Source organism: Microvirga sp. GN3 (genome assembly GCF_055792825.1).
Window position 1 is genome coordinate 18,294 of the sequence record NZ_JBVVAK010000066.1, and the last position, 21,812, is coordinate 40,105.

28 protein-coding genes and 1 pseudogene are annotated in these 21,812 nt (G+C 62.4%); 13 read left to right on the forward strand and 16 right to left on the reverse strand.

The window, feature by feature from the left end; translation table 11 throughout:
• Positions 1-33: 33 nt before the first annotated feature.
• The 12 genes from ACS5Q1_RS26625 to ACS5Q1_RS26680 form a co-directional block, all read right to left on the reverse strand.
• On the reverse strand, positions 34-1,239 hold the full coding sequence (locus tag ACS5Q1_RS26625; RefSeq protein ID WP_473101000.1) for a hypothetical protein: 1,206 nt from the start codon (positions 1,237-1,239) through the stop codon (positions 34-36).
• A 238-nt stretch (positions 1,240-1,477) separates the two neighbouring features.
• Entirely contained in the window at positions 1,478-2,149 is a 672-nt protein-coding gene (locus ACS5Q1_RS26630; RefSeq protein WP_473101001.1) for an RES family NAD+ phosphorylase, read from the reverse strand.
• Entirely contained in the window at positions 2,146-2,670 is a 525-nt protein-coding gene (locus ACS5Q1_RS26635) for an antitoxin Xre/MbcA/ParS toxin-binding domain-containing protein (RefSeq protein WP_473101002.1), read from the reverse strand. Before ACS5Q1_RS26635 ends, ACS5Q1_RS26630 begins: the two co-directional genes overlap by 4 nt.
• A gap of 323 nt (positions 2,671-2,993) precedes the next feature.
• Complete coding sequence (locus ACS5Q1_RS26640) at positions 2,994-3,410, reverse strand: DUF6262 family protein (RefSeq protein ID WP_473101004.1); 417 nt, start codon at positions 3,408-3,410, stop codon at positions 2,994-2,996.
• Positions 3,355-5,202 carry a tyrosine-type recombinase/integrase gene (locus tag ACS5Q1_RS26645; protein ID WP_473101005.1) on the reverse strand — a complete coding sequence of 616 codons (1,848 nt, stop codon included), beginning with the start codon at positions 5,200-5,202 and terminating at the stop codon, positions 3,355-3,357. Before ACS5Q1_RS26645 ends, ACS5Q1_RS26640 begins: the two co-directional genes overlap by 56 nt.
• Before the next feature lie 36 nt (positions 5,203-5,238).
• Positions 5,239-5,664 (reverse strand): hypothetical protein, encoded by a 426-nt coding sequence (locus ACS5Q1_RS26650; protein WP_473101006.1) that lies wholly within the window; start codon positions 5,662-5,664, stop codon positions 5,239-5,241.
• The gene (locus ACS5Q1_RS26655) at positions 5,655-6,842 is read right to left on the reverse strand and encodes a tyrosine-type recombinase/integrase (RefSeq protein ID WP_473101007.1); all 1,188 of its coding nucleotides are present in this window, start codon (positions 6,840-6,842) and stop codon (positions 5,655-5,657) included. Before ACS5Q1_RS26655 ends, ACS5Q1_RS26650 begins: the two co-directional genes overlap by 10 nt.
• 868 nt (positions 6,843-7,710) lie before the next feature.
• Positions 7,711-7,902, reverse strand: a complete 192-nt coding sequence (locus ACS5Q1_RS26660) for a hypothetical protein (RefSeq protein WP_473101008.1) — start codon at positions 7,900-7,902, stop codon at positions 7,711-7,713.
• A 122-nt stretch (positions 7,903-8,024) separates the two neighbouring features.
• A complete protein-coding gene (locus tag ACS5Q1_RS26665; protein WP_473101009.1) occupies positions 8,025-8,240 on the reverse strand; it encodes a hypothetical protein in 216 nt (71 codons plus the stop codon).
• A 17-nt stretch (positions 8,241-8,257) separates the two neighbouring features.
• Entirely contained in the window at positions 8,258-9,154 is an 897-nt protein-coding gene (locus ACS5Q1_RS26670) for a CBS domain-containing protein (protein ID WP_473101010.1), read from the reverse strand.
• A gap of 434 nt (positions 9,155-9,588) precedes the next feature.
• A complete protein-coding gene (locus ACS5Q1_RS26675) occupies positions 9,589-9,813 on the reverse strand; it encodes a hypothetical protein (RefSeq protein ID WP_473101011.1) in 225 nt (74 codons plus the stop codon).
• Between the two features lie 91 nt (positions 9,814-9,904).
• A complete protein-coding gene (locus ACS5Q1_RS26680) occupies positions 9,905-10,063 on the reverse strand; it encodes a hypothetical protein (RefSeq protein WP_473101012.1) in 159 nt (52 codons plus the stop codon).
• Positions 10,064-10,708: 645 nt separating this feature from the next.
• On the opposite strand from ACS5Q1_RS26680, the gene ACS5Q1_RS26685 reads away from it, so the two are divergent.
• Positions 10,709-10,897 carry a hypothetical protein gene (locus ACS5Q1_RS26685; protein WP_473101013.1) on the forward strand — a complete coding sequence of 63 codons (189 nt, stop codon included), beginning with the start codon at positions 10,709-10,711 and terminating at the stop codon, positions 10,895-10,897.
• A 337-nt stretch (positions 10,898-11,234) separates the two neighbouring features.
• A complete protein-coding gene (gene hpf, locus ACS5Q1_RS26690) occupies positions 11,235-11,582 on the forward strand; it encodes a ribosome hibernation-promoting factor, HPF/YfiA family (protein ID WP_473101014.1) in 348 nt (115 codons plus the stop codon).
• Between the two features lie 42 nt (positions 11,583-11,624).
• On the opposite strand, the gene rnk (ACS5Q1_RS26695) is transcribed toward hpf, so the two are convergent.
• The gene (rnk, locus tag ACS5Q1_RS26695) at positions 11,625-12,104 is read right to left on the reverse strand and encodes a nucleoside diphosphate kinase regulator (RefSeq protein ID WP_473101015.1); all 480 of its coding nucleotides are present in this window, start codon (positions 12,102-12,104) and stop codon (positions 11,625-11,627) included.
• A gap of 547 nt (positions 12,105-12,651) precedes the next feature.
• Between rnk (ACS5Q1_RS26695) and ACS5Q1_RS26700 the strand changes: the two genes are divergently transcribed.
• From ACS5Q1_RS26700 to ACS5Q1_RS26745, 10 genes are all read left to right on the forward strand, one after another.
• The gene (locus tag ACS5Q1_RS26700) at positions 12,652-13,200 is read left to right on the forward strand and encodes a PTS sugar transporter subunit IIA (protein WP_473101016.1); all 549 of its coding nucleotides are present in this window, start codon (positions 12,652-12,654) and stop codon (positions 13,198-13,200) included.
• 356 nt (positions 13,201-13,556) lie between these two features.
• On the forward strand, positions 13,557-13,721 hold the full coding sequence (locus ACS5Q1_RS26705) for a hypothetical protein (RefSeq protein WP_473101017.1): 165 nt from the start codon (positions 13,557-13,559) through the stop codon (positions 13,719-13,721).
• A gap of 37 nt (positions 13,722-13,758) precedes the next feature.
• Positions 13,759-14,187, forward strand: a complete 429-nt coding sequence (gene rnk / locus ACS5Q1_RS26710) for a nucleoside diphosphate kinase regulator (protein ID WP_473101018.1) — start codon at positions 13,759-13,761, stop codon at positions 14,185-14,187.
• A gap of 110 nt (positions 14,188-14,297) precedes the next feature.
• On the forward strand, positions 14,298-14,816 hold the full coding sequence (speD, locus tag ACS5Q1_RS26715; protein ID WP_473101019.1) for an adenosylmethionine decarboxylase: 519 nt from the start codon (positions 14,298-14,300) through the stop codon (positions 14,814-14,816).
• Complete coding sequence (gene speE / locus ACS5Q1_RS26720) at positions 14,813-15,697, forward strand: polyamine aminopropyltransferase (protein WP_473101020.1); 885 nt, start codon at positions 14,813-14,815, stop codon at positions 15,695-15,697. Before speD ends, speE begins: the two co-directional genes overlap by 4 nt.
• Before the next feature lie 115 nt (positions 15,698-15,812).
• Complete coding sequence (locus ACS5Q1_RS26725; protein ID WP_473101021.1) at positions 15,813-16,277, forward strand: RidA family protein; 465 nt, start codon at positions 15,813-15,815, stop codon at positions 16,275-16,277.
• 49 nt (positions 16,278-16,326) lie between these two features.
• Complete coding sequence (locus ACS5Q1_RS26730) at positions 16,327-16,752, forward strand: GreA/GreB family elongation factor (RefSeq protein WP_473101022.1); 426 nt, start codon at positions 16,327-16,329, stop codon at positions 16,750-16,752.
• 9 nt (positions 16,753-16,761) lie between these two features.
• Positions 16,762-17,466 (forward strand): uroporphyrinogen-III synthase, encoded by a 705-nt coding sequence (locus ACS5Q1_RS26735; protein ID WP_473101023.1) that lies wholly within the window; start codon positions 16,762-16,764, stop codon positions 17,464-17,466.
• A 42-nt stretch (positions 17,467-17,508) separates the two neighbouring features.
• Complete coding sequence (locus tag ACS5Q1_RS26740; RefSeq protein WP_473101024.1) at positions 17,509-17,694, forward strand: hypothetical protein; 186 nt, start codon at positions 17,509-17,511, stop codon at positions 17,692-17,694.
• Positions 17,685-17,942, forward strand: a complete 258-nt coding sequence (locus ACS5Q1_RS26745; RefSeq protein ID WP_473101025.1) for a hypothetical protein — start codon at positions 17,685-17,687, stop codon at positions 17,940-17,942. The genes ACS5Q1_RS26740 and ACS5Q1_RS26745 overlap by 10 nt, the downstream gene beginning before the upstream one ends.
• A 459-nt stretch (positions 17,943-18,401) precedes the next feature.
• Here ACS5Q1_RS26745 and rnk (ACS5Q1_RS26750) read toward each other — a convergent pair whose 3' ends face one another.
• Positions 18,402-18,824 (reverse strand): nucleoside diphosphate kinase regulator, encoded by a 423-nt coding sequence (gene rnk / locus ACS5Q1_RS26750; RefSeq protein WP_473101026.1) that lies wholly within the window; start codon positions 18,822-18,824, stop codon positions 18,402-18,404.
• Between the two features lie 17 nt (positions 18,825-18,841).
• The gene (locus tag ACS5Q1_RS26755; protein ID WP_473101027.1) at positions 18,842-19,345 is read right to left on the reverse strand and encodes a GreA/GreB family elongation factor; all 504 of its coding nucleotides are present in this window, start codon (positions 19,343-19,345) and stop codon (positions 18,842-18,844) included.
• A 669-nt stretch (positions 19,346-20,014) separates the two neighbouring features.
• On the opposite strand from ACS5Q1_RS26755, the pseudogene ACS5Q1_RS26760 reads away from it, so the two are divergent.
• A pseudogene (locus ACS5Q1_RS26760) lies at positions 20,015-20,240 on the forward strand (DDE-type integrase/transposase/recombinase); the annotation flags it as partial.
• Between the two features lie 30 nt (positions 20,241-20,270).
• Here the strand turns inward: ACS5Q1_RS26760 and ACS5Q1_RS26765 are convergent.
• Positions 20,271-21,119: a LysR family transcriptional regulator gene (locus ACS5Q1_RS26765; protein ID WP_473101029.1), complete on the reverse strand. Its 849-nt coding sequence runs from the start codon at positions 21,117-21,119 to the stop codon at positions 20,271-20,273.
• Positions 21,120-21,812: the final 693 nt, after the last annotated feature.

The window sequence follows — 21,812 nt, forward strand, 5'->3', positions numbered from 1 at the left end:
TTAGCGTGCTTGCCACGCGGTGAGTTACCGCCCCTACGCCGGGCTACGTCCTCCCGTCAGCCGCAAGCCCCCATCAGTTTCTGTCACCTTAGGGTGATCGAAGTTCAGGTTGCCCAGCTTCCACGACTGAAGCACCACAGAGGTCCCCCCAATCGCTTTTGGCTTCGCCCCGCCCTCGGTAGCACGTTCGATGGCAAGGGCCTTCCCGCTCCAGTCGAGCTGGAGACGATCTTCCGGACCAAAGCCGGCCTGGTCCCACAATTCTCGTGGCAGCCGAATGATCGTGTAGAACCGATCCGAGCGCTTGGTATCGGGGATCGACTTGACCACGACAGGCACAGAGCCCGCCTGAGGCGCTGGTGCTGCGTTTCTCTTGGGGCGTCGGCTCTGCCTGGATGGCGTCGGTCTCTCTGCCGCTATCGGTGCAGACTTTGCTTCCGGACCAACTGCTTGGTCCAATCCTTGCAGAAGATTAAGCTGCAGTGCCGGCGGCTCCTCAATCCCTGCCGCTTTGGCTGATGGCCTCAAAGCCTCCCCGGCAGGGATGGAAACGTTTGGGATAAGTTGCACCGCGCTGGCAACCTCCCGCAGGCTTCCGGAGATCCCCTCTGCCGATTGCACCATCAGAGGCCCCAGACGAGAGATGGCCTCGATTTGTTGAGTGCCGAGAGAGACCAGCTTGCCCATCTGCTCAGCCATAAGGTCCATCGTGGAGCGAAGGCTTTTCAGCTCGGCGGCTATTCCCGTCAGGGCCTGTTCGACCTCGGGTGACAGGGCAGGGGCCGGTGCGACTGGGAGAGGCACGTCCGCAGCTGGTGGGCGAGGGGCCTGCACCGGCTTGGGGCGAAAGACCTCCGCGGCGAGGGCTTCGGGCTTGCCCAGGTGGCGTGCCAGGATATCAGCGGTGTCTCGAGACAGCTTGTTTGTACTTGGTGTCGGGCGATCCGGATGGGTCACAGCGTCTGGTGACCTGTGGTGCCGAACTTCGCGCTGGCGAGGCTGCTGAGCCCCGTCGGGTCTCGCCAGACATGCCGAACACAGATCATGGGCGCGATCGCGGGCGAGAAGCCAGCCGCGGTCCTTGAAGTGGCCTTTGACGCTAGCGTCACCCACAGACGTGCTGGACTCGTAGGTGTCGGTCTTATGGCATCCCGAGCATCGGGCAGTAAAGCGGTACTTGGAGGGAGTTCCACCGGTACGGGTGATCTGCGGCTCGAACTGACGTGCGATGCCGGGCATCTGGCAAATCCTGATCGTTGAAAATGAATTTCAGGCGGGGAGACGCAGCGTCATCGCTCCACACAGAAACAAACGTTAAGGGATGGGTACGGATTAGCATCCATTCTGCCAAATGCCAACCGAACAAAGCCCAGCGGTACGTTGGTGCCTTCGGGCATGAAGGGACTACGCCGTTTAGTGCTAGCAATGGGAAAAGCTGCTCACTAGCAAAGATCACTTCGCTCGATGATTTTTCCGTCTAAGCGGCGGTGAGTTTCCGCACGTCAATTCGACGTCCGAGAGCCGGAACGCGTATCTCGAAATGATCAGCCTGCGTGACATCGAGAATATTCGTGGGCCGATGTGCAACGATGTTGGTTCCTCCACGGCGCCGCAAACTGTCGTAGATGATGCCAGCCTCACCTGCACGACGGATCGCTTCGCCGAATTGCTGCGAGGCATCGTAGCGATCAGGCGCATAAACATCGGCGCGCTCGGCCTGCTGGCCGCGAATATCCAGGTAGACACCATGCAGTCGTGCTGAATAGCTTCGATAGACCCGTGTCAATTCCGGAAGGCTTCGTGCCACCGCCTCGCGTCGGAGGTGATGGCCGACTTCTGCTGCTGCCGTTTCGATTTCGCTGGTAGCGTACCAGGCCCCGAGGTCGGGCGAGTTGAACCGCATGCCGGCGGGACTGACGTGCAGGAACGCCGCCATCACGATGCTGGCGTTTGGTCGGCCATAAACCCATTCCTGTTGGGGAAGGCGGGCAATGCGGCTGGCCACCAGCCGGTCATTGGTCCACCCGACCAAGTCCATGACCGCCCATAGATCGGCAGGTGTTGCCACCGTGTCGAACAGGCCAATGGGCGGAAACTGGGACGGGATCAGACGGTAGGTCGGGTAAGGTGCTTCAGCGACGTTGGTCACGAGAAGTGGATATCCGTATCGTCATAAGGGATAAAGTTTCGGTCTACCTCATTGGGCTCCATGTAGAGGCCACCGCGGGCCGCATCGAGGAAGCGCCGCACTGTCAGGAGACTGTCCTGAGTGCCATCGATCATGAGCTCGATCGGCGGATGACCTCCGAACACCATGGCCTGATGCGGCCCGCGAAGCCATGACAAGCCCTCCTGTTCGGTTTCGAAAAGGATTCGCAGAGCCTGGTAGATCCCGAGAACTGTCGAGATCCGGGTCAGAACATCGGCGTCTAGGGTAAAATCGACGTGTTCACGGGCCTGTTTGGCCCACTTGTGATAGGTCGAACGCGCCGGGTACCCGAGGATCCGGAGGCGCTCCTGCTCGGTTAGAGCCCATAGGTCGGCAATGGCCAGGAAGGTGCGCATGCCAGCAGCGCTCAGGCGCCTTCGATTGGCAGGCTCGAAGCGTGATTGGTCGAGATGGGGGAGAGCCTGCGATGCCGTGTCCTGGCTCTTGAGAGGCTGTGTCATGGCGCTGCCTTGGTGTCTAGATATAGACTATATCTCCTTCAGGACATAATGCAAATGACGGTGAGGAAGTTCATCGCTATCAACGCTATATAACTTGATAACATTTCGCATTTACCTGGAGGTGTTCTGTAAATCCTCAGGCAGGCCAGGCGTTTAGACCTAATTGACATGTCATCCACGGGCAACGCGATCGAGGTGCCACCGCCATGCTCGCTGTCAAGAACAGGCCTGCCGCCTCCGGCGGGGCCCTGCGGGCCTTCTTGACCGCTGCGCGTGCCGGCGGCTTGGGGTGTCCAAGCCCTGACGGCTTCGCCCGTCATGCCTCATGACGATCCATAACGTGTCAACCGGCTGCGCACCTCCAGAAGTTCCGTCACGGCGCGCTGATGCCGGCTGCGCCATTCCTCCGCTTCGCCGAGCGCGCGCTCATAGCGGCGATCCAATTCCATTTTCTGCTGGCGGACCTCGGCCAGTTCCGTTTCCAGCCGCTTGATCTTGTTGCGCAGCGCCACCTCGATCGTTGCGGCACGGCCCGCCGAGCGAACTCGGACCTCCTCGCCGGCAACCGTCACACGCTGCTGAAGCGCTGTCGTGCGCAGTTGCTGGATCACCTCCTTGAACTGGCGGTAAAGGTACTCGCGGCTGACGTTGGCGCGCTCGGCCACGGTCTTGAACGAGATGACCTCACCGTTCCGGCGCATGGCGCCCAGGATCTCCTCGACCGCACGCCGCTTGGTCACACTCCGCTGCGGCGCCGCTGCAAGCAGCCCGCTGGTATTTTCGAGCCTGGCCACTGAAGGTCCCCTCCGCCCTGATCGTCTTGATGATGGTCTTGACGTTCGTAAGCCCCTGCTGGGTTCGCTCCATCCGCATGCGCCCGATGTCGGCCATGCGCCGATGTCCGTCCTGCTCGAAGCCTTCCACCTCGCCTTTGAGGCGGGTGAGGCTGGCAGCCATGGTGCGCATTTCCTTCTCGAAGAACGGCAACTGCCCGATATCGGCCCGGAAGTACGTGCACGTGAAGCAGGCTCCGTTGTGCTCGCACCATTCGCCAATCTGGCCCGGAAGCGAGCAAAGACCGCCGGGGACATCAACCGCCAGAGTGGCATCCTTGCGCAGCGCCAGTTCGGCAACCTTGTCGTCGACCTCACCTTTGATGGAGATGAACTTGCCACCCCCCTTCTCGAGGACAGCTTTCTTCTTCAGCTTCAGACGCTGGTTGACGTAGATCAAGCTCATGTCGGCCGAGGCATGGCCGAGTTCCATCTGGATCATCATGATGTCGTAACCAGCCAACGCCAGCTCGGTGCCGTAAAAGTGGCGCAGATCATGCCAGCCGAACTTGTAGATGCCGCCGTCCTTGTCACGAATGCCCTGGCGGATGATCCACTTCGCGATCATGTCCCGGGTGTGTCCAGGGCTGAGATGGACCTCGGCATCGCCGAGCCGGTGCGGGAACAGGTATTGTGTCTTGCGGCGCCATGCCCTCCGGACGTCGTCCTGCTGCTCCTGGATGGCCTGGATGACCAGAGCATGGGCGGCATCGTTCCTGTGCAGCGGCTTGGTGTTCCAGCGCTTGACCTTGGACTGGTAGAAGGTCAGCAGCATGAAGTCGGCATCGTCTGGATCTGGGCCCAGGCAATCGAACGCAAGGGCATGCAGGTCGTTGGACCGCATGCCCGTGTAGCGGGCGATGATCAGAAGGCGTTTGCAGACAACCGGCAGGGAGTCGAACGTCAGGAAGATCTGCTCAATGACCTCCTCGGGCACCATCGCGTCTTCGAGATGACGCTCATATTCATGCGTTCGGGGATGATAGCTGCGAACCCTGCGAACGTTTCTCTTATCGAAGACAAGGCGGCGCCAGCGGTATTCCGGGAGGTAGGCGGATGCCCACTGAAGCATGTTGAGCGGATCCGTATACCAGTTCTGCCCGGTCAACCCCTTGTCGTTGCCCCATGACAGGAACGTATGCTCGATGAACTCCTGTGTGATGTGTTCGGGGCGAGGAGAGGAATGAAGGCTGTACAGGCATGCTTCGATCTGCCCCAGAGAACCAAGATAGGATGGAAGCGTGCGCGGAGAGAGTTCCTTGTGCTCGATTTTGTTGAGAACGTAGCGCCGTGCCAGGTTGCGCAGCCACGGAAGTTGAATGCGGAAGAAGCTGAGATAGGGGGCTTTGGACCGCGTCACCGGAACTTCATCTGCGGGATAAACATCCTCCAGGAGAACCAGGTCCCTGGCCTCCACCGGCTTGGCTTTCTCGCGCAAGAGGATGAGGGTGAACACCAAGACATTGGCCACGGCACTGGCCACGGGCCCATAGGCTGTCTCGTGGATCGCGGCGTCCCGACGCCATTTGCGCTTCGTGGAGCGGACCGAGTATTCCTGCCCTGCCAGCCAATCCTCAAACAGGCTCCGAAGGGGCGTGCTGCCGCGCCCTGAACCGCTCTCGATAGGGTGCCCGAAGTCGATCAGGTGGCGGACTGGAGGTGCTTGACTGGATGCAAGGTCAGCACAGAAGGGAATCAATTGGACCGCTCTCGTGTACCAGAGGTAGTGCCGGCTCTATGGGCGTGACAGACGCCAGGCAAAAAACGCCTTGAGCTCCGTCTTGTAGAATTCCGGCACATCGGCGAAGTCGAAGCCGATGCCACCCAGCAACTCATCGGACAGCGGTTGACCGCGTTGTCGCATGATTGACGCTGGTCGACCCAGGCTCCGGCCGCATCTTCCAGCGTTATCTCTGTCCGTGTGGCTGCTCTGTCCCTCAATCTTCTGAGCGTCGCGGAGGATTTGAGCGTGCCTCGCCTCGCCATAACCGCCCGGCGCGTATAACGCGGATCCGGCGTCGATCCCGAAGCATTCCCGGAGCGTATGGAAGCCCCACAGGTCTCGTTCGAGCAGGGCAGGGTGCAGGGCGGCCAGAAAGGCCCGCAGGCTCCCAAGATAGGCGACGTCCGGGTCGCAGCTTCGGGCGAGCGTCAGAGCCATTTGAGTTTCTCCTCTGCCAGGCCGATACGCCGCAAGTCATTCAGGCGCTCTTCGACCTCCGTGTGGTTCTTGAGCTGCAGCTTCTTGTACTCGGCATTGAACAGGTGCTTGTAGATGGCATTGGTCGTCTGCGGGCTGGCATGCCCGAGGCGGTCAGCGACATCGAGCAGGCTATAGCCCTGAGCGATCGCCTCGCTGGCATGGGTATGACGGAACATGTGCCAGGTGAACGCAATGCCTGAGTTCCGGACCAGTCGCTCTTGAATGTCGTAGACGTTGCTCTCGGTCAGCCCGCGACCGATTTGCGCTTTGGCGATGTTGCAGAACACATAGTTTGTGCCGGTCTCGAAGGCCGGAAGGTATTCGTCGCTGGCGACATAGTCCTCGTACATCGTCATCACGAAGTCGAGCACCGGGATCGGCCGTGCCTTGCCGTTTTTGACGCGCGCATTGTTCTCGTGAAGGCGGGGCGTGACCCAGATGACGTTCTCCTCCAACCGGAAGTCCTCATGCAGCAGGCCCCGGGCCTCGCTGATCCGGATGCCGGTCGTGTACAGGAGGACCACCAGGAAGGCATCGCGCATGAGGCTGGCCGCCTCGATAATCTTCAGGACCTGCTCGGGCGTCAGCCGGTGGTCGACGGCCCATTTGGCGGAGGCCGTCTTGGCCTGATGGTCGGACCGGCTTTCGGTGCGACGCCGTGGCTTGCGCTGCGCGATATGAGCCAGGAAAGGCTTGTAAGCGTCGGGATGATGCGTCCGGGGCCGCTCGCCGGCGTCAAAAATCAGCGCGGCGTGGCGCATGTCCAGAAAGGTGTAGAAGGCCTTGATCGCAAACAGGATCTGGTTGTGCAGGCTGGCGGAAACGTCCACCGGCTCCGGGTGCAGCGGGATGATGTTGAGGGCGGTCTTCAGATCCAGGATCGGGCCATGGCGGATCAGCGCGGGAATGAAGCGGTCGAGGTCCAAGGGGGTGATCTCGCGGAAGCTCTTGCCCATGGCCGCGAGATAGTTGCCGAGCCGGACCACGTGCCGGGCGTAATGCGCGACGGTGCTCGGGGCGTGATGGCGCGCCTCCAGGGAGATGACGAACTCGCGGATCTCGGTGACGATGGCGTCACCGTCATAGGCGGTCCAGGTGACGTGGCCGCTCGGGAGGACGATGCGCTGCAGGTGCATGGGCCGTCATCCGCGTCGTTGACACCTGATGGTACGACTGTCAGGGACGGGCACCAAGAGCGCCTATGGGGTAGGTCGTGGACCTATAACCAAATACGGCGAAACAAAAGTTATCAATTGCAATGGTTTAGGCTAACCTGGAAAACCTGATTTCCATCTGTGTGTAAAGTGATTCCATCAGTATCGACGCGTTTATTAAGCAAAAGCCGGAAACGATTTCCATACCGTCCAATTCTGGGATAGGCCTCCCAAAGCAGGGACCTCTAGCGGAAGCGGTTCTCCTCGCTGCGCAAGAAGTTGAGACGATCAACTGCCGCCCTGCGAGGCTGCCGAACATGCGCGATCGACGGCTGCCTCTCGTCGGCTCAAAACCTCAGACGCAATCAGCCTTGGCGTCGTGCGAGCCCCGCCAGACCGAAGCCGTAACTCTCAGATCGGGTACTTTTCGTGACGCTCCCGATAACCGGAAATTATCGGGAGTGAGAGCCATTCTTTGAGCCTGCCCTCAGTAAGCGAAGTCTGTCGTGAGGTCCCTATCGCTGCTGTCACCAAGCCCAACGCTGTCAAGAAGTTAATGAAACGTTAACGGTTGGGAATGTGTTGGTGCAATTGACATCGGTGCCGACCTTGGGGGCGCTCGCCCTCAAGGCTCATTGCATCCAAGGGCCGCTAAGCGAATCGACAGTCGGTGCGGCTAGGATCGAACGGTTCTCGAGTCGGTGGCCCGAGCTGCTTATGCTGACCGGCTGAAGAGCTGCTAGCTGCAAATTTCCTGCCGACTCGCGGTGCGCAGCATCTGCATCGATGATCCCCGGTCAAGCACAGGCAGCTCCGAAAAGCGCATGCGGAGCGAATGAAAGTCGCGCCGTCAACTACACAAGACCGATACGGGATCACTGGCGGGGAAGGTCTCTTCCAGCGCCCAGTCGAGCCTTCGGTCGAGATCCGCTGGGTCGTTGGTGGTCGCGTCCATCACGTCGTCGCGCATTGGCCTGCGCTCAACTGGCGTAGTGCTCAATGCGGGATTGCCGTGGGCTGTCCGCGTTTCAGTCCGTTTCATCGTCTTCTCCATCAGTTGTGCCGTGGAGGGCAAGCATTGTGGGCAGGCACGACATCCCCGGCGTGATGTCTCCCGCGGAGACGGCCATCACGAGCGGATACAGACGCAAGGGGTTGCGACCCTCATGGCAAAGATCTCCTGGACCTCGGGGTGCCTTGCCCCACGCGGCACCCTTGGAACGTGTCCCAGGACACCCATGCGGCGAAGCCGAGAACCGCCATGCCGTAGATGCCGAGAACCCTCCCGGACTCGATTATCATCGCCCCAAGGGCGCCGAGCACCAGGCACACGCCACCGAACAGGATGGCAGCCATGAGAATTGCGCGAAGGTGCGTCATCGGATTGTCCTCCCGGCTCAGGAAATGGAGCGGCGTCGCAGGACCATTCGGTCTTGAATCGACCGGATCCCCGGCGTGTTCTCGGCGGCAACCAGGATCGCCTCGCGTTCGGCCGCCGAGTCCACAAGCCCGGCAATGTCCGCGTTGCCGCGATGCACTGAGACGTGGATGAGCCGGTGAGAAGGCGTCAGTCCCTTCACACGGACCATCAGGTCCCGCAGGACGGTGTCGTCCGTGGGAGGATCGGCGAACACGGGGGCGCGGTGGCGCGCCACCGCCTTGACAAGATCGCTGCGGCTGACGATGCCGACGAGAACGTCTCCGCAGGCGACGGGAAGCCGCTTGAGACGCCGCTTCTCCATTACGTCGGCGACGTCCGCGAGCGTCATGTCCTCGGTGGCCGTGACCACCCGGGAGGTCATGACATGCCGCGCCTTGCGGCCATGGGTCCGGACGTAGGCGGATGCCTCCGCACTGATGTCGGCAAAGACCTTGGCCAACCAGGAACGCCGGCGTTGGGTCCCGATCTCGGCCCGCCGGATCAGGTCGCCCTCGCTGACGATGCCAACGAGACTTCCATCGGCGCCGACCACCGGCACGGCGCTGATCCGCTTGCCGGCCAGCACGCTGGCGATCTCGCTCACCGGGGTTGCCGCCGAGACGGAGACCACGTCGCGCGTCATCACATCCGCGACGGTGAGCGGGGGCGGCGCCTTGCCTACGGGTGGAAGCTGCGACCTGCAGCCCTGGCCGTAGGGCCCGCCCTGCGTCGAGCGGCCAAGGGATTCCCGTCTCAGGCGCCACGGTAACAGCGTGATGGGGCCACCGTCCGGAACGGGCGATGGGCCAAGGGCCAGCGATGGCAGCAGGTGCGGCGACAGCGGCTCAGGCGAGCGGTGACAGTTTGCAGTCATGTCTTCTCCTCCGCGCGGCGCAGCATGCAGAAGGGTAGGGACGATCCTGACGGGGGCATGCCGCGCCAGCCCCTCAAAAGGGGCATCATGGGTCCGAGGATTGTTCAGGAATCGTCATGGCCCCGAATGGCGAGCCGCCGCGATGGGCAAGGCCGGCCTTCGGGGATCAGTGGCCTGCTTGGAGGCGACTCGCGCGAAGGTTTGAAAGGTGACGCAGCGTAATCATGATGTCTTCGATGTAAGTCCATCCCGGACAAAATCAAGTATTGAAAGCTGCTTCGAAATGTCCGTGGAACCAGTAGATGAATTCGCGGCGACCGAAGAGGATGCATGACACGCCTCAGGCGATCATTAGAATCGTTCCTTGCTGAACAGCGTGTCGAATACTTACCTCGGCTTCGTCTGCCACGCGGAGAGTTGCTGAATGCCGATCGTCAGGGACGATGGGGATGCGCCTTCGCCAACACGGCTTGCGCGGCCCTGATCCAGTGCCTGAGCCGGCCCGCATCCTGCCGGTTGAACGCAGCGCGCCGCTTGAGGTCGTCAAAGGTGTCGTCGCGGCAGACCCGCTCGAACAGCTCGCGGGCCAGCGCCTCGGCAGCCGTCGGTGCGCCCGCCGTGGTGCGTTGGCTCGACAAGCGTTGTGCATGACTGGACATATCGCTCTCCTTCACATGATTGCAGCCAGCAGGCCCTAATTGTGCGCCTGCTGGGTGTATTCCCGCGCGATGCGGCTCACGGTGCTGGGACTCAGGCCCAGGCGGATCCCGATGGCGCGTAGTTCAGGCCCTGCGCCTTGAGCGCTAGGATGCGCTCGGTCCGCCTCTCGATCTCATCCTGACGTCTGGCCCGCTCCTCGGGCGTCGTGACCCGATAACTCAAGGATCTCTTCTTCGATGCTTTGCTCATTGCACTCTGCCGCACCGCAGGTTCCGATCTTCGACGTCACCATGTGCTGGCCAAACCATGTTTCGACGGCGCGGTCGCGACAGGCGCATCGGACGCGTCGCAGATCGGCCCATGGCTGAGCCAACGTGCAAGCACGGTGAACAAGGCATTGCACGGGACGTCGATGCGCCCGGATCCCTGCCTGGTTGAATGTCGGATAGGTTTCATCACCCCGGGCCCGCGCGTCTTAAGCGCCGGGCCGCGGGGTTACTGGCCTGCGACCAGGGTTCCGGCGCGGCAAAGGCCGCGATGATGTCTCGGAAACGTCAACATAACGAAGCAAGCTTAAGATGGTGGGACGCTTTGTCAAACGTTGCCTTCTGTCGCGGCCATCAACCTTGACACTGGAGTTGGCGCAACCGACATTGATGGGGTCATGCCCACGATCCGTACCCTTTCCACTCTGCGCGCAGGCCGTCTCAAGACGGGACCCTGAGCCCCGGACGTCCTTGGTCCGGGGATGATTGGCACACGGCAAAAACCCGAACAGCCATAAGCTCACTCTCATCCATCGCGTAGATTGATCCGGCGCGTGCGGGTTTCATCGCAAACACAATCAAAGCGTCAGGAACGGCGGCCTCGCTGAGGCCGCCGAATGGTGAGGTCATGTCCATCATATTCCTTGCAATCTTCATCGCGCTGACGGTCGCGCAACTCGTCTTCTGGGAGAACCTGGGTGAGACGTTCGGCTACGCGGCGTCGATCAGCGTCATGGGGCTTTGCGCGTCCATCACGTTGATCCTCACGGCCTATGTCGCCGCGACACACACGTTCCGTCCGGGCAAGAGCTCGTAGCTGCAATTTCCGCGGAACCGACGTGCATGAACGATGGCGGGACAACGTTCGCTTTCCCGTCACGGTCCCTGCACACGACAACAACAACTTTGCCGAGCCAAGGCTCGCGACAGGAGGGTGATGATGCTGAGGCGCGTACGTCGGGCCGTCTGCAGTATCTGCAAACGCAGTTTGCCAAGGGCTGCGGCCCGGTGTCCTTGGTGTTCCTATGGAACTGATGAACCGGCCAGTCCCAACACTCCACGACGTCCGGACGACAGGCTCCCGCGGCAGTCGATGAGGCGCGCGCCTCATCCGGAGAACTCCCATGGCGCAATCTCATGAAGGAGGCACACCCATGAAGCCGAGTGACGCAAGCAGAGCGATTAAGATCAACGGTACCAACATCAACCTTGGTGAGGCCCTGCCTCATCACGTTCAGGAAAAGCTCCTGCATGTCGCCGGAACGTACTTCGGGCGCTTGAACCATGCGACGGTTGGGTTCACGCGCGATGGGCCCTCGTACTGCTGCACCATCAACATCCAGGTGAGCAATCTTAGGATGATCATTGCCGCTGCGTCCGCCGGCGGCTGCCATCAGGCGTTTGACCTGGCACTTGGGAAGGTCGACAAGCAGCTGCGCCGAAGGAAGCGTCGGATGATCGATGCCACCCGCGGCCAGATGTCGGCCCCGGCGCTGGCCTAAGCCCTTTGCCGGGCCGGAGGATGCCTCCGGCCCGGTGCGACGCTAAGGCACCATCCACGCCAGCTCGCTTCGTATCGCTGCTCTTGCCTCACTCGCATGACGCGCTCTGGACGCGGTCGCGCGCTCGGGTTGATGCACCACGCGGATGACCTGCAGCGTCCGCCGTGCACCCGTGGCGCTGCGCCATTGGAACGACTGCCCCTCGGCCAGACCGATCAGTGCTGCGCCGAGCGGCGACAGCACGGAGATGCGCCCCGCGCCGGCATCCTCCTCGCCCGGATAAACCAGCATCGCACGCCGGATGGAGTCCATGACCCCGTCGCGGAAATCGAAGACCGAGTGCATGGAGATCACGTTCGGAGGAAGGCTTGAAGGACTGACCACCCGTGCTCGTTCGAGCTCTGCAGCGAGGACCTGCGCGGATGGTGGAGCCCTGCGGATCCGCATGCCGGCCGAGGCGATCCTCTGAAGCCGCTCATGGTCAATTGCAGAAACAGTCGGGGTAACAAGAGACGCGGACACTTCAATACTCCTGACGCAGACACCGCATCCAGGCGGATCAAGTGCCCGGATGCGTTCCGGGGTCAGCCGAGAGCCGGCTCGGGGAGCTGTTGATCGGCTGATGCATGATTGCTGGTTGGCAAGAGCTCCCGGGGCAAGACAGGCGTCTTGCGCCCGGCTCAAGAGCCTGAGGCACGGCGGGTCGCGTGGATGGCGATGGGATGAGGGGCAACGAGCCTTGGCATGGTGTGCTCAACATAGATTGAATCGGCACCAGTTCAAGCGAATGGCATCTATGCGTCAGAGTCATTGCATGGCGATGTGTCGTGGGAAGCACCCTAAGGATAGCCGCCTGTGTGAGCCTGAACTTACCGCGCTGACAAGCGTTGCCTTAACGTCATGAATGCACGCTTCCTCATGCAGCACATGCTGTTCCGGACAGGACCTCTCCAAACGGGCGCGTAAGCCCGGGCGGCGCGAGCGCGCCGCCCGGGGCAGTTGTCCGTGTCCTATTTCTGAACATGTGAGGCGGCCCAAGATCCGGCCGGCATTGATGATGGCACCCCCCATGATGGCATCCTTGATCTCTCCTGCGCGCATGGTCCCGCGCCTGCGCGCCCGCGACATTCGGCATGTTGTCGACGAACTCACCCGCATTGCGGCGGCGGAATCGACGTTGAACAATGACATGGTCCGACACGCGGTTCTGGAGCGCCGCCAGGCGTCTACCTTCGGCTTCGGGCGCGGCGTCGCGATCCCGCATGCTGCGATCCCCGGCCTCGACAGTCCCCTCGGCGCCTTCGCGCGTCTGGAGCCTGCGCTGGACTTCGGTGCCGCGGACGTCATTCCCGCCGATCTCGTGTTTCTGCTGCTGAGCCCCGGTGGTGATGATCCCACGCATTTGCGGGCCTTGGCCTGCGTGGCGCGCCGGTTGCGCGACCGCGATGTTGCAGCGCGTCTCAGATCCGCGAAGGATGCGGAGGCCATCCACGTCGTGCTGACGAGCGACGCTTGGCGTGAGCCCGAGGATGAACCTGAGACAGGACATACCGCCACACTGCGCGCCGCCGATTTGACAAACGGGGCAATGTGTACCAGCATCAGCGTATTATGTTGAGCTTTGCACAATATCATCGCGGCCTGCACCGGTCAGGCAACCTCATCGCGGGCCAGTAGCCCCGAGCTCGACGCGTATCCGCGCCCCGAGTTCGGGGCACTGCAAGATCCCTACATCTTTGCAAATCTTGTGAGGCCGGCTGCTGAGGCATCCGGTGCGGCGGTATGCTTTATCACTACTTCAGTCTGGTGTTCTGCTGGGCGGAGCACAACCGATTCCTGGCGGCAGGCGCAGGGCCCGGTCTGCCGGCGGGAGAGTCATATCCGGAGCTAGGGTCCATTGCGCCCGGGTTCCTTGCGCGGACGCTTCGACCAACCTCAGCACCAACTCCCATCCGGCGCAAAGGAGGCCGTGTCATGCACCAGTCCCCCAATGAACCGCCATCCAAGCCCGACCTGCACGGAGAGGAGCTGCCGGGCGGAAAGGTGGCCCGGCTGACGCCGCGGCGCCGACCCGCGCCGGAGAGGCTCCCCGATCCGCCGCAGGGCGATGACGACGATCCCGGACCAAGCGCCGCATGACCAGTGCAGGCGTCCACAACAGAACAGGAGACCAGAGATGACGAAGAGAACCACGGGCGGCGCCAAGCCCCGTATCATCCTGACCACCGCCGACTACGACAAGCTATCGGCGCTCGCCAACGCGGCTGCGAACACGATGCCCGATGTGGCAGCTGAACTTTCGGAGGAGATCGACCGGGCGCATGTGCTTGCCAAGGGCCGCCATCCCGTCGACACCGTCTGCATGGGCTGCGAGGTCGATTTCCGCGACGATATGACGGGGCGGGTGCAGACGGTGACCCTCGTCTATCCGCAGGAGGCCGACATCTCAAAGGGGCGTATCTCGGTGCTCACGCCCATCGGCACCGCCCTGATCGGACTTTCTGTCGGCAAGTCGATTGATTGGATCACGCGCACCGGGGAGTCGAAGCGGCTGACGGTGCTGCAGGTGCGCGAGCCAGCTGCCGCGGAGCGCCAGCCCGCGTAAGCGCGTATGCCTCGTGCACACCATACGAATAAGACGCCACGCGGCCCTGGTCAGCCGCGTGGCCCTCCTTTTTGCTGCAACCGGCAGAATGGCTGCCAACGGAGAAATGAATGGCCGAAACCAACCGCCTCAGCGTGATCGCAAAGGCTGGCGTGCGCCCGCCGGCGCATGGCTTCGAGAGCCCTGTGCATCATGCTGACCGGACGACAAGACTGTCCATTGTGCCCGCCGCCAACGCATGCGTTGACGACAGCCGCCTCGACCACTTCGTCAAGCGCGACGGCATGCTATTCGCCGGCGTCCATCTGATCGTCGATCTCTGGCATGCGTTGAACCTGGACGATCTGCCGGTGGTCGAGCAGGCGCTGCGGGACGCCGCCGCCCGTGCCGGCGCAACGCTGCTCAACATCGACCTCCATCACTTCTCGCCGAACGGCGGCATCTCCGGCGTGGCGGTCCTGGCTGAGAGCCACATCTCCATCCACACCTGGCCTGAGATTTCCTATGCGGCGGTCGACATCTTCATGTGCGGCGCCGCGCAACCGCACAAGGCCATCGAGGTTCTGAAGGGCGCATTCCTGCCAGGGCTGGTGACGCTGGCCGAGCACAAACGGGGAGTGATCCTATGAGGTGGTTTCAGGAGAAGCTCTACGAGCATCATAAGCAGGTGCTCTCAATCAGCTCCGTCCTGCACCAGGGCGGGACCGGCTTCCAGGAGGTGATGATCTTCGAGAACGCGGTCTTCGGCAAGGTGCTGGTGCTCGATGGCATTGTTCAACTGACCGAGCGTGACAACCACATCTACCACGAGATGATCGCCCATGTGCCGTTGATGGCGCATGGTTCCGCGCGGCACGTGCTCATCATCGGCGGCGGCGACGGCGGCACCCTGAAGGAGGTGCTGAAGCATCCGGTCGAGCGCGCCACGCTGGTCGAACTCGACGGCGAGGTGATCGACCTGTCGCGGCGTTACCTCCCCGGCGTTTCGGACGGCGCCTTCGTCGACCCGCGAGCGAACATCCTAGTCATGGATGGCACGCAATACATCGGGCAGACGAGGGAGAAGTTCGATGTCATCATCATCGACTCGACGGACCCGATGGGACCAGGGGAGCCACTCTTCACGCCGGCCTTCTACAGGGCCTGCCGAAGCCGCCTTCGCCCCGGAGGGATGATCACGGTCCAGAGTGGAGCGTCGTTCTTCCAGCCCCGGGAGCTGGAGATGGTGTGCGGGCGCCTCTCCGCATCCTTCGCCGGGGTGAGGCCATTCCTTGCGCCGGTTCCGACTTATGCCGGCGGCATGCTCGCGCTCGTTGCGGCGGGCGGGACCCGCGATGCGCTGCGCCCGCCGTGCAAGGTCCTGCGGCAGCGGTTCGCCTCGCTGCACGGCAGGACCCGCTACTACACGCCCGCGGTGCATCGGGCGGCGTTCACCCTTGCCCCCTCGTTCGCGCCGACCGCGCTGCGCGAGGATCCGACGCCTGTGGGGTTCCTGAAAACAGGAACCTAAGCCCCGCGGGCGGCCGATCAGGCGCTGCCCCGGGGACACCACCAGGCTGCAACGGGATCATCATGGCTCCGTGGCGTCCGCGTTTGTGCGCCACGGAGCCCGACAGGAGGACACCATGTCCATCGTTCCGCCGCCTTTGGCGGCCCCGCTCCGGAGCATCAACCCGCCGAAATGGCCGAGCCCGCGCGGCTATTCGCACGCGATGGCCGGCACCGGCAGCTTTGTCTGCATCAGCGGACAGATCGCCACCGACAATGCGGGCAGGGTGACGTCCGTCGGGTTCATTCCCCAAGTCCGCCAAGCGCTGCGGAACGTGCGCACGGTCCTCGGCGAGGCGGGTGGGAGGCCTGAGCACATCGTGCAGATGACGTGGTACGTGCTCGACATCGATCACTACCGGGCCATGCGCCGGGAACTCGGCGTGGTGTACCGGGAGATCATGGGGAGCCACTATCCGGCCATGGCGTTGGTGGAGGTCACCGGCTTGGTTGATCCGGCCGCCGTCGTCGAGATCGCGGCAACGGCGATCCTGCCGGTTGGGTGCCCATCATTGCCCGTGGGCAGCCCGCCAATCCCGTAAGACGGCCTCTTGCCCACGATGGCCGACTTTCTGAACACGGAGGATTGCCATGACCGCCCATCTGCCACCCATTACGGTGACGCCCCATGACCATCAGCGCCTGATGCGCACGGCTCAAGACCTCGCGGCGCAAGCCCATCCGCTCGCGGTGCCCCTGCTGCAGGAATTGCGCCGGGCCGCGGTGCGCGAGCCGGACGAACTCCCGGATGGCATCGTCACGCTGGGCACGTTTGTCACCTATCGGCTCAGCGATAACGGCCCGTTGGAAAAGCGGGCCCTGATCCACCCGGACGACCGCGTCTGGCCGCCCGCCGAGGTGTCCATTCTGACGCCGCTCGGTCTGTCCCTTCTCGGGCTGCGCGTCGGCGACCGGATGCCGTTGCTCGGCGCAGACGGCCCGCCCGGCGCGTGCGTCGAGGTCGAGGCCGTCGGCCCGAGGGTTGTCGGCGCCTTCGGGCCGGTTCCAATGCAATAGGGGCTCGGGATGCCAGTGCCGAAGGTGATCCGATGGGTCCTGATCACGCGTCCGCAGGCGCAGTCCGAGGAGCTCGGAACCGTTCTCAAGTCCAAGGGCGTCGAGTGGCTGGCCGAGCCGCTTCTGAGGATTGTTCCGGTCCGCTGGGATCCGAACGTGCTGGCCAAGCCGCAGGCGGTTCTGCTCACCTCTGCCAATGCCTCGCGCGAGCTGCTCCAGATCCCGGGGGTTCGCCGTGACCTGCCCGTCTTCGCGGTCGGGCCGGCCACGGCGGCGGCGCTGCAAGCCGCCGGCTTCTCGAACGTGCAAGCCGCGGGAGGAACGGCGGTGAGCCTCATCGCCCATGTTCGCCGGCAGGTCGATCCGCGCGCCGGGCGGCTGCTCCACCTCAGTGGTCACGACATCGCACTCGACTTGGCCGCCGGCCTTGCCCCAGCCGGGTTCTCGGTCGATCGGGTGACTGTCTACCGCGCCTGCACGGTGGACCGGTTGAGTGCGCGAACTCTGCACGAACTGTCCTGGAACCGCGTTGATGGGGCCGTGTTTCTGTCCGCGCGAACGGCGGCGATCTTCTGCAGTCTGGTCATCGCGTCCGGCATCGTGGATGCCTGCGCCCGCATGGTGGCCGTCGCGATCAGCCGCCAGGTGGCGGCGGCCGGCGGGTTTTCGTCAGGTGGCGGTCGCCACATCCCCGAGCACGGATGCTGTCCTTGAGGCCATTCTGCGCCTGCGGAGGACACCTGATGAGCCGTCTTTTTGCCGAAGCGGCCTGGCCTGAGGGCGGGTTCCCCTGACGCTGATAGCGAGGTCCAGCTCCTGATGTTCGATGCGATGTTTCTCGCAATCTGGATCGGGGCAGGGCTCATCGTGATCGCGGCGATCACCAGCCTTGTCACCTTCCGGATTGGCGCGCCCCTGCTCCTGCCGCAGACATGGATCTGAGCGTCGGTGCATTCATCCGGCGCAAGCTGGCGGACCAGATCGAGATCGATGGAGCGGGCCTACCGAAGGTCGTGGGCCTGTATCGCGGCCGCGGTGACGAGCCCCGCCTGCGCTGGCCGCTCTTTCTCAACTGGCGCGATCTTCGAGCCGCCATCCGCGCCTGGTGGCGAACGCAGCGTAGCCATGCGAAGGTCACGGCGCCGGCGCCACCAACATCCGGGAGATCTGACAACAGCGGCAGCGGTTAATCCCATGCAGCTGATGTTGGCGGTTGGCGATGATGCGCCGATGGTTACGATCCACCTTCGCCGGAGCTTTGCGTCCGATCAGTGGGACCAGTGTTCCCAAAGGCCAGCCATTGTTCCGAGGAGCAGGAGTCCCCAGGCCAGCCAACGTATCAGGCATTCCGTCACCGGCTCCGGGCCGAGGCGACAGGGCACAGGCTCCCGCTGGGCTCCGATCATGCTCATGTTGGGCAGCTCTGCCCCGACCGACCTTTTCACCGGGTCCTCCTGAAGGATTGCTCCATCCCGCGGATGACGGCAACGCGTCGTCATCCGATCATCTCAATCACAATCCTGCGGATCTCCTCGCGCGACATCTGCGCTGGACGATCTACTCCCATCCAGCGGTCGTTTGTCTGGAGTTGCGCGTGACGCGCGGCTTCGGCGGCGCCTGTGTCTGAACGTGCTTCATAATCTTTCCCTTCACGGTTCAACGAATCGTCCATGTGGCTGATAGAGGACGCGCAGCAGTGTCAGGCTGCGCCATCCCGTTGGTGTCCGCCATGTGATCGACTGCCCCGCGCTGAGGCCGATCAGCGCGGCACCATCCGGCGACAACACGGAGATCCGCTCCGCCGCGCCATCAGTCTCGCTGGGGTAGACGAGCGTGGCGCACCGGACCTCCCAGCTGATATCGTCGCGGAATTCCAGCCGCGAGTGCATCGTGGCCACGGATGGTGGAATGGCCCGTGGCGTCAGGACCGTGGCCCGTATCAACTCGTTGGCGAGCATCGCCGCGGCGGGATGATCGTACGGGCTTTGCGAGCCGACCGTCGCCACCCAGGCCAGGCGATCGTAATCGTTCGCCGAAATCGTTACGGGCGGAAGGCTCTCTTGCTTGATCATGGTGTCCTCCATGTGCTTCAAGAGCGGATCGGGTCAGACTCTGATTGCTGATCGGCGGCATGATCGCCGCGATGCTCCCGGACCGGGGTGCTGCGAATGCGCATCACGGTCGACCCGCCGTCCAGGAACCGGAGCCCGATGCCCTCGACGACCACCTCATGGACGGTTCCATCGGTTTCCTGGAAGGACATGCGGTCGCCGATCCTCAGGCCGAGAAGGGCTGTGCCGAGCGGCGTCGCAACCGAGACCTCGGCGCCGGACCAGATCAGGTCGTCGGGATGAACAAGCAGGTGCGCGTGTGTTTTGGGGTCGTCATCGACGCGGTAGATCACGCGGCAGTTCGTGGAGACGACATCCTTCGGAAGGTTTGCCGGATGGCAAACCTCGGCGCGGCGCAGTTCCGCAAGCAGGAAATCGGTTGTCCGGCGGCCCTGCACCTGCTGCATCATCACCGTGAACAGCAGGCGATTGTAGTCGTTGGCCGCGAGGGTGATCGGGGGGAGAATGTGGTGCGCGTTCATGAAAACCTCCTCAGGAACAGTCATCCTGCCGGATGCATAGGCGCGCATTCCCGCAGGGTGAGCAGGCATGACGGGCCGACACGCGCCTGATGGCGCATGCGATGGTACGAACGTTGAGGGAGAGAGAATTCATGCCCCGGAGCGCTGGCGACCACCGCGGGTCGAGCCGACTCCTGGGGCTTACTTGCCTGCTTTCAGGCAGCCCGCGTGCGCCAGAAGGCGAAGATTTTTCACGAGCGTGATCATGACACTGATAAGATAGCCCTGTTGCCCGCGAATGCAAGCTTTCGGACGCCCGAGGAGGCACCCGGAAGGGGGAGCAAAAGCTGAGTGACGGGGAGTGATCCGTGCCGCGCCTGTCGTGATTGACGCTGCATCTGCGAGGACAATGCGCTCCCGAGCGGAAGCCGCCATGAAGGCGCCCAGCGGCAATCTGCGCGAACCGCATCAACCCACAGGAGTGAGATCAATTGCATGCAGTCCCATGCTGGGCCAGGCCCTGACACGCCTCGACGACGCAGCCCGGCACCGCGGCCTCGACGCGGACGTTCTCGAAAAACTGAAGTCCCCGCGCGTGTTCACGAAGGCCCGTCTGACGATCCGCATGGACGACGGTTCCCGCAACTCCCTCAGTTGCCCATCAAACTTGACCGCTCAGACGGTATCCCTATCAGGGTTCACGGCCCGTGGACGTACTGTCCGTGCCATCGACAACAACGGAGATATTGTCGCGTTCTGGTTCAGCGACAGGCGCAAATTGGCTGCCGCCAAGCGCTTCCTCATGCGGGCGCGGAGACGGCATGGTCGCTCTGACCGGATCGTGATTGACGGCAGTCAGACCAACCACGAGGCCATCGTCTCCTGTGATCCCGCAGACCGGTTCCAGGCCAGATCGAGCCTTCTGAGGCCAACAAGCAAATTCGGACTATTCGCCCTTCGCACTTGCCACAATATGCAGTCCGGCCAACGCAGGGCCCACGACAGTCTCATCCACATTGGCGGACTGCACCGCGTAGATGGGATAGGAAAATTGGGGCATGTCGGGGATCAGATGGAGCCGTCCGGACGCGATATGGGGCTGGACCGCGCTCATCCTGAAGTAACCGGACCCGCCAGCCGAAAGAACATAGCTAAGCGCGAGTGGCCCGAGATCCATAAAAAGGTCAGGCACGAGATCGGGAAAAGTCATGCCGTGATGAAGCACAAAATCCGGCCCCCAATCCATGTACACATAATCCGCTCCGTCCGGAAAGCGTGCGTGGGGGTTTGTTGTCACAAGCACGAGCTTCTCTTCCATAAGGAGGTGGATCTTAAGACCCGGCAGATGTTGGGGGGCATACATGATTGCAACATCAACAAGCCCGGATGCGACCTGCTTGATCAGATCCTGCGGCACGTCAACGTGAACGCGAAGGCTAATATCAGGAAGCGAGTGGCGCATCCATTCGACCCACTCGAGCAGCAGCGGTTGCCAGAGGCTCACCTCGCTACCGACGGTCAGCACAGCCCGGCGGCCGGGCGGTACCGCGACCTGCTGAAGCGTCCGCTGCCACAACTGGACGAACATCGGAGCGTGGCGCAGGAACTGTTCGCCAGCCGGGGTTAGCGAAGCTCCGCCTTTATGGCGAACGAAGAGCTGCCGCCCAAGCTGCTGCTCCAAGTTACGGATCCGCGCGCTCACTGTCGTCTGGGCGACATTCAGCCGCTCCGAAGCTTGAACGAAGCTGCCGGTCGAAACGATCTCCAGGAAGGTCCGCGCGAGCTCGATGTCCATAACGGATACAACATAAAAATTGCATTCAACTGTCAATCAAAATCGTTTGTCAGCTAAATGACCAGGCCATAGTCTCGGGAAGAGCATCACTCATCTGAGCCCTCTCGGTGCATGCGGCGGCTACAGACACGATCATCTCCGGCCCTGCATCGTGTTGCCCGTGCAGCGTCACAGGAGCGACCACTCTGCTGCATCTCGAGACTGCGCCAGCAGACAAGATGATGACGCCAACCAACAACACGGTGCATTACGACGCCGCGGGCACTATTGCCCCGTGCGCCGCCAGCGCTGGATCTGGGTTCTTCAACATCGACGGCCGGGGCAGAACATCCAGCTCGTCTGTCACCATGACCAGCCATTCACGATGATGAAGGACATGGCGATCGATGCGGCAAGCAGAACCCCGGCCCGCGGTTGATTGCGCTGATGATTGATCCAGAGCAGACGGAATCATTCGAACCTCATGCTCGTCATCATGTCGATGCGCCACTGCATTTTACTGCTCCTCCCGAGTGCCAATCTTGTAGACGAGGAAGCATCCGGCGATCAGCAAGATCGAGATAAGCACGTGGCTAGCCATGATGGCACTCCTTAACTCAAGAAAACGGCCGACAATATACGTCTCTTTTGTCTTACCCCATATAGTGTTTTACTTGCCGTTGTTTTAGATGCCTGATCTCTCGTGCGTGCTTT